Genomic DNA, 12,939 nt, shown 5'->3' with positions numbered 1-12,939 from the left:
GGCATGGGAACACGTGAGCCGGGCGAGGTCTTCGGGCCGCGGATGACCCTGTTCGCCGATGTGCTGAGCGTCGGCCTCGCCACGGCCGTGGCGAGCCTGCCCGTCGTGACGGTCCCGGCCGCGCTGTCGAGTGCGTGCGCGGTGCTGCGCGGCGCGGGCGAGGGGCAACCCGCCACTGCCGGGCGGTACTTGGCGGTGCTTCGGCGGCGGCTTCGGATCGGCGACCTCGCGGCAGGTGTCATAGCCCTGGCCGGTGTGCTGCTGTGCGCCGCCGACCTGGCGCTGGCCGGGGCGGGGCTGCCGGGGGCGCCGCTGTTCGCGGTGGTCGCCGGGGCGATCGGCGCGGCCGCCACGGTGGTCGGCCTCAGGGCCTGTGCGCGCGCCGAGTCGCTTACCGACTGGCCGGCCGCCGTACGCGGGGCGGCGCGGGACGCCGTACAGGACACGGGCGGAAGCGGCCTGGTGCTGCTCGCGGTCGTCACGGCCGCCCTGTGCGCGTGGATGCTGCTGCCGCTCGCCTTCCTGGCTCCGGGGCCGTTGGCCCTGGCGCTCACCGCCGTTCATGTCCGACGGACTGGCATGTCCAAGAGTTAAGGGCGCATTGGGGCACATGTGGTGTGAAGGCGTGGCGAAGGCGTCAATCATCTTGTCATGAACCTGTGACCCGACGGGCGGGTCGCAGCCTCATGGAGGTGTGGAATGCACCGCACACTCGCCACCGGTCTCGCCGCCTCAGCCCTCTCCCTCCTGACCGTCGTCGCCACCGCCCCGGCCGCACAGGCCGCTCCCGCCGACAAGCCCCAGGTGCTCGCCAGTTGGACGCAGACCAGCGCGTCCAGCTACAACGCCTGGGTCACCGCCCGCTCCCACCAGTCCGCCTGGGCCGCGTACGGCTTCGACTGGTCCACCGACTACTGCTCCTCCTCGCCGGACAACCCCTTCGGCTTCCCGTTCTCCACGTCCTGTGCCCGGCACGACTTCGGGTACCGCAACTACAAGGCGCTGGGCACCTTCAGCGCCAACAAGTCACGCATCGACAGCGCCTTCTACGAGGACCTCAAGCGTGTGTGTGCGGGCTACAGCGGTGCGTCCAAGTCCGCCTGCAACAGCACGGCTTGGACCTATTACCAGGCCGTGAAGGCCTTCGGCTGAGGCAGGGTCAAAAACGATGGGGGCGCCGCTCGTGCGGCGCCCCCATGGTGTGTCGGGGGGGATCAGTTCGCGGCCCGGAACGAGCGCAGCCGCAGGGAGTTGCCGACGACGAAGACCGAGGAGAAGGCCATGGCCGCGCCGGCGATCATCGGGTTGAGCAGACCGGCCGCGGCGAGCGGCAGCGCGGCGACGTTGTAGGCGAAGGCCCAGAACAGGTTCGACCGTATGGTGCCGAGCGTCCGGCGGGAGAGCCGGATGGCGTCGGCGGCGGTGCGCAGGTCGCCGCGCACCAGGGTGAGGTCGCCTGCCTCGATCGCGGCGTCCGTGCCGGTGCCCATCGCCAGGCCGAGGTCGGCCTGGGCCAGGGCGGCCGCGTCGTTGACGCCGTCGCCGACCATGGCCACCGAACGGCCCTCGCCCTGGAGCCGCTTGACGACCTCGGCCTTGTCCTGCGGCAGCACCTCGGCGATGACGTCCTCGGGTGCGATACCGACCTCGCGGGCGACGGCGTGGGCGACGGCCCGGTTGTCACCGGTCAGCAGGATCGGGGTGAGACCGAGGGCGCGCAGCCGCCGGATCGCCTCCGGGCTGGTCTCCTTCACCGCGTCGGCGACCTCCAGGACCGCCCGCGCTTCACCGTCCCAGGCGACCGCGATGGCGGTACGACCGGACGCCTCCGCCTCGGACCTGGCCCGCCGCAGGTCCTCCGGCAGTTCCATCGCCCACTCCGCGAGCAGCCGCTCGCGGCCCACCAGCACCGCACGGCCCTCGACGATGCCCTGCACCCCCAGACCCGGCACGTTCGCGAAGTCCTCGGGCGTGGGCAGGGAACCCAGCTTCTCCAGCGCCCCGTCGGCCACGGCACGCGCGATCGGGTGTTCGGAGGAGTGCTCCAACGCGCCCGCGAGCCGCAGGACTTCGGCCTCGTCGGTGTCGTCGGCGGTGTGCACGGCCAGCAGGGTCATCCGGCCGGTGGTCACGGTGCCCGTCTTGTCGAGGACGATCGTGTCGACCTTGCGCGTGGACTCCAGCACCTCCGGGCCCTTGATCAGGATGCCGAGCTGGGCGCCACGCCCGGTGCCGACCATCAGCGCGGTCGGGGTGGCCAGGCCCAGGGCGCACGGGCAGGCGATGATCAGTACGGCGACCGCGGCGGTGAAGGCGGCGGCCATCCCCGCGCCGTTGCCGAGCCAGAAGCCGAGGGTGCCCAGCGCGAGGGCGATCACGATCGGCACGAACACGGCGGAGATCCGGTCCGCGAGCCGCTGTGCCGCGGCCTTCCCGTTCTGCGCGTCCTCCACCAGCTTGGCCATCCTGGCGAGTTGGGTGTCGGCGCCCACGCGGGTGGCCTCGACGACGAGGCGTCCGCCCGCGTTGATCGTGGCACCGGTGACGGGGTCGCCCTGGGCCACCTCGACCGGCACGGACTCGCCGGTGAGCATCGAGGCGTCCACCGCGGAGGAGCCCTCGATGACCGTCCCGTCGGTGGCGATCTTCTCGCCGGGACGGACCAGGAAGCGGTCGCCGACCGTCAACTCCGCGACGGCAAGGGTCTGTTCGGTGCCGTTCGCGCGCAGGACCGTGACGTCCTTGGCGCCGAGTTCCAGCAGGGCTTTCAGAGCCGCGCCCGCCTTGCGCTTGGAACGGGCCTCGAAGTAACGGCCGGCCAGGATGAACGCGGTGACTCCGGCCGCCGCCTCCAGATAGATGTTCCCGGCGCCGTCACTGCGGGAGATCGTCAGCTCGAAGGGGTGCGTCATGCCCGGCTCGCCCGCGGTGCCGAGGAACAGCGCCCACAGCGACCACAGGAACGCGGCCGACGTACCGACCGAGATCAGCGTGTCCATCGTGGCCGCGCCGTGCCGCAGATTGGTGAACGCCGCCCGGTGGAAGGGCCATGCCGCATACGTCACGACAGGCGCCGCCAGGGTGAGCGACAGCCACTGCCAGTACTCGAACTGCAGGGCGGGGATCATGGCCATCGCGACGACGGGGACGGCCAGCGCCACGGCGGTGACCAACCGCTGCCGCAGCGGCCGTAGTCCGTCGTCCTCGTCCCGGCCCGCGGGCGCCTCCCGCACGGGCGGCGCGGGCTCCTGTGCCGTGTACCCCGTCGCCTCGACGGTGGTGATCAGGTCCTGGACGGAGACCTCACCTCGGTAGCTGACCTTCGCCTTCTCGGTGGCGTAGTTGACGGTGGCGGTCACCCCGTCCATGCGGTTCAGCTTCTTTTCGATGCGCGCCGCGCACGAGGCGCAGGTCATGCCGCCGATGGCGAGCTCTACCTCGGTGGTCGGCTGGGACGCGGTGGTGGTCATCGCTGCTCCTGGTGCGGGGTGGGGCCCGGAGCCCGGGGCGGCCGGGCGCGGGCGGGCGCGGGCGGTTCGGGGGCGGGTCAGGCCGCGCGGCCGGTCAGCTCGTAGCCGGCCTCGTCGACGACCTCGGCGATCAGGGCGTCGTCGGGCTCGGCGGCGCTGGTGACGGTGACCTGGCCGCTCGCGAGATCGACGCCGACCTCGGTGACGCCGTCCAGCTCGCCGATGGCCTTGGTGAGCGTGGCCTTGCAGTGCGCGCAGCTCATGCCGGAGACGGCGTACGTGGTGGTGGACATGGGTTCCTCCTGTGGAGTCGGGGTCCCGATGCGACCCCGATGCGACCGCGATACGGGGCGGGGGTATCCTTGCTGGAGTCCTGTATACCCCTAGGGGGTACTGAGCGCAAGCGCCGGAGTGGGGTTGACTTCATACCCCCCAGGGGTATGGTGAGCTGCATTGAGAGCTCGTATCGAGAGCTCGTATCGAGAGCTCGTATCGAGAGCTCGGATCCAAAACACGTCTCGAAGACCTGACCCGCAGGAGACCGTCATGCATGCCGGACTGAAGATCACCGCGTTCGCCGCCGCACTGGCCGCGACCTTCGGCACCGCGTACGGCGTGGGCATGGGCATCGACCCCGTCGTCGAGGACCCCGCGCCCGCCCGCCACGACAGCCATGGCGAGCCGTCACCGGCACCGGAGGGAGGTGGCGGCCACGGCGGGCACGAGGCGGAGCCGGCCGGCGGGCTGCAGATCTCCGAGGGCGGCTACACCCTCGACCTGAGGACCCCCACCGTCACCGCCGGGACCCGCTCCGACCTGCGCTTCGTCATCCGCGACAGCGGCGGCCGAGCCGTCACCGCCTACCAGCGCGAGCACGAGAAGGAACTGCACCTCATCGTGGCCTCACGCGACCTGGTCACCTACCGCCATGTGCACCCCGGCCGCGCCGCCGACGGCACCTGGAGCATCCCCGTCGAGCTGCCCCGCGCGGGCGGCTACCGCGTCTTCGCCGACTTCACCCCGGCGAAGAAGGGCGCCGAGAACCTCACGCTCGGGGCGGATCTCGCGGCCGCGGGCTCCTACGAGCCGCAGAAGCTGCCCGCACCGGATTCCACCGCGAAGATCCACGGATACGAGGTCCGTCTGGACGGCGGCCTGCGCCCGGGCAAGGAGAGCGAGCTGAAGCTGAAGGTCTCGCGCAACGGCCGCCCCGTGACCGACCTGCAGCCCAACCTCGGCGCCTACGGCCACCTGGTCGCCCTGCGCTCCGGCGACCTCGCCTACCTCCACGTCCACCCCAACGGCGAGCCCGGCGACGGCAGGACCGAGCCCGGCCCGGGAATCTCGTTCACGGCCACGGCGCCGAGCAGCGGCACGTACCGGCTCTTCCTCGACTTCAAGCACGAAGGCGAGGTGCACACGGCGGCGTTCACCGTCCGGGCCGGAACGGCGACCGCCCCCACGGAAGCTCCCGCGGACGCGCCCTCAGGTGGGCACGGGGACGAGCCCGGCCACGGACACTGACGTCAGATCCGCCCCACCCGCCGCTGCCTGCGCAGCAGCAACCCCAGGTACACCCCGCCGACGACAGCGGTCACCACGCCGACCGGCAACTGGGCCGACTCGTGGATGCGCTGGGAAGCGAAGTCGGCGGTGACCACGAGGAATGCTCCGGTACAGGCGGCCGCCAGGAGGTTGGGCCCGGGGGCCCGGGTGAGGCGGCGGGCCAGCTGCGGGGCGATGAGGGCCACGAACGGGATCGGGCCGGCTGCTGCGGTGGCCACCGCGCAGGCCGCCGTGGCCAGCACCAGGATCACCAACCGGGTGCGCTGGACCGGCACCCCGAGCCCGCCCGCCACGTCGTCGCCCATCTCCAGGATCTTCAGCCGGCTCGCGGCGAGCGCCACCAGCGGCAGCACCACGAGCAGGCCGAGGGCGGCCGGGCGGACGTCCGCCCAACCCCGGCCGTTGAGGCTGCCGTTGAGCCACACCATCGCCTGCGCGGCCTGGGTGAACCGGGCCTTGGCGAGCAGATAGGCGTTCACGCCCTGGAGCAGGGCGCTCACCCCGATCCCGACCAACACCAGCCGGTAGCCGTGGATGCCCTGCCGCCACGCCAGCACATACACGAGCACCGCGGTCGCGAGGCCACCGCCCACCGCCCCGACGGCGATCTCCCCGCCGGTGCCGCCCGCGAGCAGGACCACCAGCAGGCCCCCGGTGGCCGAGCCGTAGGTGAAGCCCACGATGTCGGGGCTGCCCAGCGGATTGCGGGTCAGGCTCTGGAAGAGGGCGCCGCTCAGGCCGAGCGCCGCACCGACCAGGATGCCGGTGATCAGGCGGGGCAGCCTGAGGTCGTTGATCACGAAGTCGGTGCGCGGGCTGCCGTTGCCCAGGAGCGTGCGGACCACGTCCGCCGGGGAGATCGTGTACTCGCCGGTGCCGAGCGCGAGGACGCCGACCGCTGCGGTGGCGGCGAGCACCAGCACGCACACCGTCACAGCACGCACGTCCACGCGCAGGGAGAAGCGGTGCGAGCGGCTCCGTACGACATGCGAACGGGCACGCGGACCGGAACGGGCCGTACGGGCCGGTGCCTGGGCCGTCATGCGGTCACCGCCCTGCGGTAGCGGACCAGGGCGATGAAGACCGGTGCGCCGACCACCGCGGTGACCACCCCGGCGTCCAGCTCGTCGGGGCGTACGGCGACCCGGCCGAGGACGTCCGCGAAGAGCAGCAGGGCGGGCGCCAGCAGCAGGGACAGCGGCAGCGTCCAGCGCTGGTCGGCCCCGGCGATCATGCGGGCGATGTGCGGGACGGCCAGGCCGACGAAGACCAGCGGCCCGACAGCCGAGGTCGCCGCGCCGCACAGCAGCGTCATGGCCGCGAGGCCGAGGAAGCGCGTCCGGTCCACATGGGCGCCCAGCGCCCGGGCGCCGTCGTCGCCCAGTGCGAGCGCGTTCAGCGGCCGGACCAGCGCCAGCGCGAGCACCAGGCCTACCGTGACGAACGGCGTGATCGTCGTCAGCGTCTCGCTGTCGGCCCGGGCGAGCGAACCCACGCTCCAGAACCGCAGTTGGTCCAGGGCCTGCGCGTCGAGCAGCATCAGCGTCTGGCTGATGCCGGTGAACACGGCGGCGACCACCGCACCGCCGAGGGCGAGCCGCTCCGGAGTGGCGCCGCCGCGACCGCCCGAGGCCAGCGAGTACACCAGCAGTCCCGCCACCACCGCGCCCACCATGGCGAACCACACCGACGCCCACAGGCTCGTGATGCCCAGCGCGGTGAGGGACACCACCACTCCGGTGGCGGCGCCCGCGTTGATGCCGAGCAGTCCCGGATCGGCCAGCGGGTTGCGGGTGAGCGCCTGGATGAGCGCGCCCGCGACGCCGAGCGCGGCGCCGGCCGCGATCCCGGCCAGGGTGCGGGGCACGCGGACGTCCCAGATCACCGAGGCCGCGGTCGACCCGTCGTCGTGCAGCAGCGCGTCCACCACGACGGACGGCGCCAGGGCGCGCGAGCCGACCGCGAGGCTGAGCATGACGGCGGTCAGCAGCAGGAGCAGGGCGCCGAGCACGGCCAGAGTGCGGGTCGAGTTGCGGCGCCTGGGGGACTGTTTCCTCGTCTTGTTCGTCTGTACGAGAGGGGCCGCATCGGCCTCAGTTGCCACCAGTGCCCTCCGCGCGCAGGCGATCGGCGATCAGTCGGCCGAGCGCCTTCTTGTCGATCTTGCCTACCGAGGTGCGGGGAAAGGCCTCGATGACCTCGACCCGGTCGGGGAGCTTATACGCGGCGACCCCGCGCTCGGTGAGGAATGCGGCCAACTCCCGTTGGCCCGGGGCCTGTCCGCGCGCGACGAGGTAGGCGCAGGTGCGCTCGCCCATCGTCTCGTCGGGCATGCCGACCACGGCCGCGTCGTGCACACCCGGGTGGGCGAGGATGTGGTTCTCCAGCTCCTCGGCGGAGATCTTGTCCCCGCCCCGGTTGATCTGGTCCTTGGCCCGGCCCTCGACGACCAGATGCCCGGAGGGCAGGATCCGGACGAGGTCGCCGGTGCGGTAGTAGCCGTCGGTGGTGAAGGCGCGGGAGTTGTGCTCGGCCGCGCGGTAGTAGCCGCGCAGGGTGTAGGGGCCGCGGGTGAGCAACTCGCCGCTCTCACCCGGCCGTACGTCGCGGTCGTCCGCGTCGACCACGCGCACCTCGTCGGCGGGGGACATCGGGCGGCCCTGGGTGCCGATGACGAGCTCGGGCGGATCGTCGAGCCGGGTGTAGTTGAGCAGGCCCTCGGCCATGCCGAACACCTGCTGGAGCGTGCAGCCCAGGGCCGGTTGGACCCGGGCGGCGGGCTCGGCGCCCAGCTTGGAGCCGCCGACCTGGAGCAGGCTCAGCGAGGAGAGGTCGGCCTCCTCCCACTCGACCGCGTCCAGCCACAGCAGCGCGATCGGCGGGACCACGGCGGTGGCGGTGACCCTCTCCCGTTCGATCAGCGCGAAGGCGTCCTCGGGGCTCGGCGTGGGGGAGAGCACGACGGTGCCGCCCGCCATCAGCGTGCCCAGCAGGCCGGGGCAGGCCAGCGCGAAGTTGTGCGCGGTCGGCAGCACCACCAGATAGACGGTGTCGCCGTCGAAGCCGCAGACCTCGGCGCTCGCGCGGACGTTGTACGCGTAGTCGTCGTGGGTGCGCGGGATGAGCTTCGGCTTGCCGGTCGTGCCGCCGGACAGCAGCAGTACGGCCACCTCCCCGGGGTCGGGCACGGGCAGCGGGACCGGGTCGGCGTCGAGGTCGGCGAGCGCGGTGAACTCCGCCGCGTCGCCCGCCACCAGGACGTGCTCGACGCCGGGCACGGCCTTGCGCAGGGCCCGGGCGAGCGTGCGGTGGTCGAAGCCGTCGTGCAGGTCCGGGATCGCGTACGCCGTGGCGCCGGACACCTCGGCGACATGCACGATCTCGCTCTCGCGGTGCGCGGGCAGGGTGAGCACGGGTATCGCGCCCGCCCTCAGCAGCGCGAAGAAGAGCACCACGAAGGCGTCGGTGTTGGGCAGTTGGACGACCACGCGGTCGCCGGCGCCGATGCCGAGCCGGCGCAGCCCCGCCGCCATCCGGTCGGCGCGCAGATCGAGTTCGGCGTACGTCCAGCGGTTTCCGTCGGCGTCCACGAGCGCGGTCCGCTGCGGCTCGCGCTCGGCGCTCTCCCTCAGCAGCCGGTCCAGCGGCCGGCCTTCCCAGTAGCCCGCTGCGCGGTACTTCTCGGCCAGCGGTTTTGGCCAGGGCACCCAACCGTCGAGCATCCTCAACTCCCGCCTGCTGTTTAGGAAAGGCTTGCCTAAGCACGCATCGGGGTCAAGCCTGGGGTGCGATCTGGACGGCGCCGCGCCGCGGGGGCTAGGGTCTGTACTGAATTAGGTTAGGTTAACCTAAGTCCAGGGAGGTAGGTCCTTGCTGCGTTATCGGAGCGCGGAGACGGAACTGCCGGGAGACCCCGTCCGGTTGGCGGCGCAACTGGTGGAGTCGGACTTGTTCGACCAGTACGTGATCTACGAACAGAACGGCGACCTCTGGTTCGCCGGCGGGGCGCTCGGCGAGATCCAGGTCGACCGCTCCGAAATCCGCCGCCGATGGCTCGCCGAAGAGACCACAGCCCCCCTCGGGCCGCATCCACTGCGCCAAGTCCACGGGGAACTGGACCGGATGGCCGTAGCGGACTGGAACGCATACGGCTGGATGGCGTTCGAGTTCTCCCATCTGTACGCCGGCCGCCCCGACCGGGCGGGCGAGGGCGACCTGCTCCATCTGCTGGTCCCGCACAGCGAAGTGAGGCTCAGTCGGAAAGGCGCCCTGATCCGCAGCGCGGACCAGGAGACGCTGGAGGCGCTGACCGGGTTACTCGGCCGCGCCGACGCGCACCGCCCCGCCGTACCCCGCCCCATCGACGTGTCGGACACCGAGGGCGGTTACCTCGGCATGGTGGCCCGGGCCATCGAGGAGATACGGACCTCCGACCTGCAGAAGGTCATTCTCTCGCGCTCCGTCGACGTGCCCTTCCCGGTCGACTTCGTCGCCACCTACCTCCACGGACGCGCGCACAACACCCCCGCCCGCTCCTTCCTGTTGGACTTCGGCGGGCGGCGGGTCGCCGGCTTCAGCCCCGAGACCGTCGCCGAGGTCGGCGCGGACGGTGAGGTCGTCACCCAGCCGCTCGCGGGTACCCGTGCACACGGCTTCGGCGAGCAGGAGGACGAGCGCCTGCGCGCCGAACTCCTCGCCGACCCCAAGGAGATCTCCGAACACGTGCTGTCGGTCAAGCTCGCGGAGGAGGAGATGGCCACCGTCTGCCGACCGGGCACGGTCTCGGTGCGCGACCTGCTCAGCGTCCGCCGGCGCGGCAGCGTGCAGCACCTCGGCTCCAGCGTGCACGGCCTGCTGGCCGAGTCCGCCACCGCCTGGGACGCCCTGCGAGCGGTGTTCCCCGCGGTGACCGCCTCCGGCATCCCCAAGGCCTCCGCGTACGACTGCATCGCCCGGCTCGAGAAAGAACCCCGCGGCATCTACAGCGGGGCGGTACTCAGGGCCGGCAGCGACGGATCGCTCGACGCGGCGCTGGTGCTGCGCAGCCTCTTCGAACAGGGCGGCCGCACCTGGCTGCGGGCCGGCGCCGGCATCCTCGCCGGGTCGACCCCGGCCCGGGAGCTGGAGGAGACCTGCGAGAAGCTCCGCAGCGTCGCGCCGTACGTCGTCCCCGCACAGGGTCAGGGTCGCGCGTGAAGCTGGGAGAAGTGGTCGTCGACGTAGCGCCGTTGCGTTCCAGCGGAGACTTCAGGCTGGTGTTCGCCACCCAGGCCATCTCCATGGTCGGCACGCACCTCACCTCGGTGGCGGCCAGCCTGCAGATCTACACGCTCACCGGCTCGTCGGTCCAAGTGGGCCTGATGAGCCTGGTGTTGGGCCTGTCGCTGCTGGTCGGTCTGGTCACGGGCGGCCTGCTCGCCGACCGGGCCGACCGGCGCAAGGTCATGCTCGTCACCCGGGCCGTGACCGCGGTGGTGATCGCGGGGCTCGCGGTGAACGCGTCGCTGTCCGACCCGCAGGTGTGGTTCGTCTTCGTGGCGGCCGTGCTGGCCGGCTTCACCGCCGGATTGGGCGGTCCGGCCCTGATGGCCGCCACGCCCGCCCTGGTGGCGCCCGGGCAGCTGGCCGCGGCGGGCGCGCTGACCACCCTCACCGCCCAACTGGGCGGCATGGTCGGTCCGTCGCTCGCGGGCGTGATCGCGGCCGGGCCCGGCGTCGCCTGGTGCTTCGCGATCGACGCGGCCATATACGTCGTAGGACTCGTGCTGCTCGCCCCGCTGCCCAAGCTCACCCCCGAGGGGCCGGCCGAGGCGCAGCATCCGCTGAAGGCGATGGGGGAGGGGCTGCGCTTCCTGCGCGGCAACCAGGTCGTGGCCGGACTGCTGCTGATCGACGTGTGCGCGGTGGTCTTCGCGATGCCGTACGCACTCTTCCCCGAACTCGGCACCGAGCACTTCGGCGGCGGCCCGTCCACCGTCGGACTGCTCTACACCGCCCCCGCCGTCGGCTCCTTCTTCGGCGCGCTGACCAGCGGCTGGACCGGCCGGGTGAACCACACCGGACGGGCGCTGATCGGCGCGGTCGCGGTCTGGGGCCTGGCGATCACCTGCTTCGGACTCAGCCCCGACCTGTGGCTCGCGCTTGCCTTCCTGGCCTTGGCCGGCCTCGGCGACACCGCCTCGGAGATCCTGCGCCGGGCCCTGCTCCAGCACTACACGCCGGACCGGCTCCAGGGCCGTGTCGGCAGCCTGTGGCTCGCCCAGGCCACCGCGGGACCCTCCGTCGGCAACGTCGAAGCGGGCCTGGTGGCCAGGGCGCTCGGCTCGTCGAGCGGGGCCGTGGTGCTCGGGGGAGTGGTCTGTCTGGCGGGCGTGGGGGCCCTGGCCCTGGCGATGCCGGGACTGCGCAAAGCCACGCTCAGCCGGCCGCCGGACGCCGACGGGGACGACCGGGCGGCACCCGCCGAATCGTCCCCGGCAGCCGACTGACGAGTCGACCGGCAAGTCGACCGGTAAGCCGACCGGCAAGCCGACTGGCACAGCCTCGTACGACAGGGCGGAGAACCATGCCGAGCGCGCGGATCAACGGAATCCTCCTCCACTACGAGGACACCGGCGACGGCGAGCCGGTGGTCCTGGTGATGGGCCAGGGCGCCGGAGGACGAGCCTGGCACCTCCACCAGGTGCCGGCCCTGGTCGACGCCGGCTACCGGGTCGTCACCTTCCACAACCGGGGCATCCCGCCGACGGACGAGTGCCCGGAAGGCTTCACCATCGACGACCTGGTGGCCGACACGGCGGGCCTGGCCGAGCACCTCGGCCTCGCGCCGTGCCGGTTCGTCGGCGTCTCCATGGGGGCGTACGTCGTCCAGGAGCTGATGCTGGCGCGTCCCCGACTTGTCCGTCAGGGCGTGCTGATGGCCACCCGTGGCCGCACGGACGCCCTGCGCGCCGCGATGGCCGACGCCGAACGCGCTCTGTACGACAGCGGACTGGAGCTGCCGTCCGCCTACGCCGCCTGGATCCGGGCCCTGCAGAACCTGTCCCCGGCCACCTTGGACGACGATCGCCGGATCCGGGACTGGCTGGAACTCTTCGAGTTCTCGCCGCAGCCCCAAGGGCCCGGCGTGCGCGCCCAGTTGGACCTCCAGGTCCCGGAGGGCCGACTGGACGCCTATCGGGCCGTCGACGTGCCCTGCCTGGTCGTCGGCTTCGCCGACGACGTCATCCTCCCGCCGCACCTGGGGCGCGAGGTCGCCGACGCGATCCCCGGTGCCGTCTACCAGGAGGCCAAGGGCTGCGGCCACTACGGCTATCTGGAGCGGCCGGACGAAGTGAACCGGGTGCTTCTGGAGTTCTTCCGTGGCCGCTTCTTCCGCGACCGTTCTTCCGCACCCGACGATGTTGATTTAGGTTAGCCTAGCCTAAGTAGTCTCCTCAGGGGGTCATGGTGCACCGCACCTTGCTGAACGGCAAGATCCACCGAGCCACCGTCACCCAGGCGGATCTGCACTACGTGGGATCCCTGACGATCGATCAGGACCTCATGGAAGCCGCCGACATCGTCGAGGGCGAAGCGGTCCAGGTCGTCGACATCGACAACGGCGCCCGACTCACCACCTACGCCATCACCGGCGAACGCGGCAGCGGCGTCATCGGCATCAACGGCGCGGCCGCCCATCTCGTCCACCCCGGTCACCTGGTGATCATCATGTCCTTCGCCGCGCTCGACGAGTCCGAGCGCGGCGCGCATCGGCCGCGGGTCGTCCACGTCGACAAGGCCAACCGGATGGTCGCGCTCGGCGCCGACCCCGCCGAACCGGTACCGGGCGCGGCCGACCAGTTCACCGGAGCCTTCACCCACCCCGCGCCACGCCAGGCCGACGAGCAGGAGAGGAACTGAG

At 72.0% G+C, this 12,939-nt stretch carries 12 protein-coding genes; 7 read left to right on the top strand and 5 right to left on the bottom strand.

Going from position 1 to position 12,939, the window contains the following annotated elements; genetic code table 11:
• Positions 1–3: 3 nt before the first annotated feature.
• Together PBV52_RS03455 and PBV52_RS03450 are read left to right on the top strand one after the other, a co-directional pair.
• The gene (locus PBV52_RS03455) at positions 4–594 is read left to right on the top strand and encodes a hypothetical protein (protein ID WP_274236766.1); all 591 of its coding nucleotides are present in this window, start codon (positions 4–6) and stop codon (positions 592–594) included.
• A gap of 105 nt (positions 595–699) precedes the next feature.
• Positions 700–1,152, top strand: a complete 453-nt coding sequence (locus tag PBV52_RS03450; RefSeq protein ID WP_274236765.1) for a phospholipase — start codon at positions 700–702, stop codon at positions 1,150–1,152.
• A 62-nt stretch (positions 1,153–1,214) separates the two neighbouring features.
• Here the strand turns inward: PBV52_RS03450 and PBV52_RS03445 are convergent, their stop codons facing one another.
• A complete protein-coding gene (locus PBV52_RS03445) occupies positions 1,215–3,470 on the bottom strand; it encodes a cation-translocating P-type ATPase (RefSeq protein ID WP_274236764.1) in 2,256 nt (751 codons plus the stop codon).
• Positions 3,471–3,547: 77 nt separating this feature from the next.
• Positions 3,548–3,763 carry a heavy-metal-associated domain-containing protein gene (locus PBV52_RS03440; RefSeq protein WP_274236763.1) on the bottom strand — a complete coding sequence of 72 codons (216 nt, stop codon included), beginning with the start codon at positions 3,761–3,763 and terminating at the stop codon, positions 3,548–3,550.
• A gap of 253 nt (positions 3,764–4,016) precedes the next feature.
• Here PBV52_RS03440 and PBV52_RS03435 point away from each other — a divergent pair, with 253 nt between their 5' ends.
• Complete coding sequence (locus tag PBV52_RS03435) at positions 4,017–4,994, top strand: hypothetical protein (protein WP_274236762.1); 978 nt, start codon at positions 4,017–4,019, stop codon at positions 4,992–4,994.
• A 2-nt stretch (positions 4,995–4,996) separates the two neighbouring features.
• On the opposite strand, the gene PBV52_RS03430 is transcribed toward PBV52_RS03435, so the two are convergent.
• Genes PBV52_RS03430 through PBV52_RS03420 form a run of 3 tightly spaced genes read right to left on the bottom strand, consistent with a single transcriptional unit; the run spans position 4,997 to position 8,758 of the window.
• Positions 4,997–6,079, bottom strand: coding sequence for an iron chelate uptake ABC transporter family permease subunit (locus PBV52_RS03430; protein ID WP_274236761.1), 1,083 nt, complete (start codon positions 6,077–6,079; stop codon positions 4,997–4,999).
• Positions 6,076–7,140 (bottom strand): iron ABC transporter permease, encoded by a 1,065-nt coding sequence (locus PBV52_RS03425; RefSeq protein ID WP_274236760.1) that lies wholly within the window; start codon positions 7,138–7,140, stop codon positions 6,076–6,078. The genes PBV52_RS03430 and PBV52_RS03425 overlap by 4 nt, the downstream gene beginning before the upstream one ends.
• Entirely contained in the window at positions 7,130–8,758 is a 1,629-nt protein-coding gene (locus PBV52_RS03420; protein ID WP_274236759.1) for a (2,3-dihydroxybenzoyl)adenylate synthase, read from the bottom strand. The genes PBV52_RS03425 and PBV52_RS03420 overlap by 11 nt, the downstream gene beginning before the upstream one ends.
• A 148-nt stretch (positions 8,759–8,906) precedes the next feature.
• Between PBV52_RS03420 and PBV52_RS03415 the strand changes: the two genes are divergently transcribed.
• The 4 genes from PBV52_RS03415 (at position 8,907) to panD (ending at position 12,938) form a co-directional block, all read left to right on the top strand.
• Entirely contained in the window at positions 8,907–10,232 is a 1,326-nt protein-coding gene (locus PBV52_RS03415) for a salicylate synthase (RefSeq protein WP_274236758.1), read from the top strand.
• Positions 10,229–11,524, top strand: coding sequence for an enterobactin transporter EntS (entS, locus tag PBV52_RS03410; RefSeq protein ID WP_274236757.1), 1,296 nt, complete (start codon positions 10,229–10,231; stop codon positions 11,522–11,524). The genes PBV52_RS03415 and entS overlap by 4 nt, the downstream gene beginning before the upstream one ends.
• Before the next feature lie 77 nt (positions 11,525–11,601).
• On the top strand, positions 11,602–12,453 hold the full coding sequence (locus PBV52_RS03405; protein WP_274236756.1) for an alpha/beta fold hydrolase: 852 nt from the start codon (positions 11,602–11,604) through the stop codon (positions 12,451–12,453).
• A 29-nt stretch (positions 12,454–12,482) separates the two neighbouring features.
• A complete protein-coding gene (panD, locus tag PBV52_RS03400; protein WP_373921820.1) occupies positions 12,483–12,938 on the top strand; it encodes an aspartate 1-decarboxylase in 456 nt (151 codons plus the stop codon).
• The last annotated feature ends 1 nt before the right edge of the window (position 12,939 follow it).

The sequence above is a fragment of the Streptomyces sp. T12 genome, from assembly GCF_028736035.1.
In the GTDB taxonomy this organism is placed as follows: Bacteria; Actinomycetota; Actinomycetes; order Streptomycetales; family Streptomycetaceae; genus Streptomyces.
This window is presented reverse-complemented; position numbering and strand designations above follow the sequence as displayed.

Bases quoted from the DNA above. Each gene is read 5' to 3' on its own strand.
- PBV52_RS03435 (WP_274236762.1), top strand. From the start codon at position 4,017: ATGCATGCCGGACTGAAGATCACCGCGTTCGCCGCCGCACTGGCCGCG.
- PBV52_RS03405 (WP_274236756.1), top strand. From the start codon at position 11,602: ATGCCGAGCGCGCGGATCAACGGAATCCTCCTCCACTACGAGGACACC.
- panD (WP_373921820.1), top strand. From the start codon at position 12,483: ATGGTGCACCGCACCTTGCTGAACGGCAAGATCCACCGAGCCACCGTC.
- PBV52_RS03430 (WP_274236761.1), bottom strand. From the start codon at position 6,079: ATGACGGCCCAGGCACCGGCCCGTACGGCCCGTTCCGGTCCGCGTGCC.
- PBV52_RS03420 (WP_274236759.1), bottom strand. From the start codon at position 8,758: ATGCTCGACGGTTGGGTGCCCTGGCCAAAACCGCTGGCCGAGAAGTAC.
- PBV52_RS03455 (WP_274236766.1), top strand. From the start codon at position 4: ATGGGAACACGTGAGCCGGGCGAGGTCTTCGGGCCGCGGATGACCCTG.
- PBV52_RS03450 (WP_274236765.1), top strand. From the start codon at position 700: ATGCACCGCACACTCGCCACCGGTCTCGCCGCCTCAGCCCTCTCCCTC.
- PBV52_RS03445 (WP_274236764.1), bottom strand. From the start codon at position 3,470: ATGACCACCACCGCGTCCCAGCCGACCACCGAGGTAGAGCTCGCCATC.
- PBV52_RS03440 (WP_274236763.1), bottom strand. From the start codon at position 3,763: ATGTCCACCACCACGTACGCCGTCTCCGGCATGAGCTGCGCGCACTGC.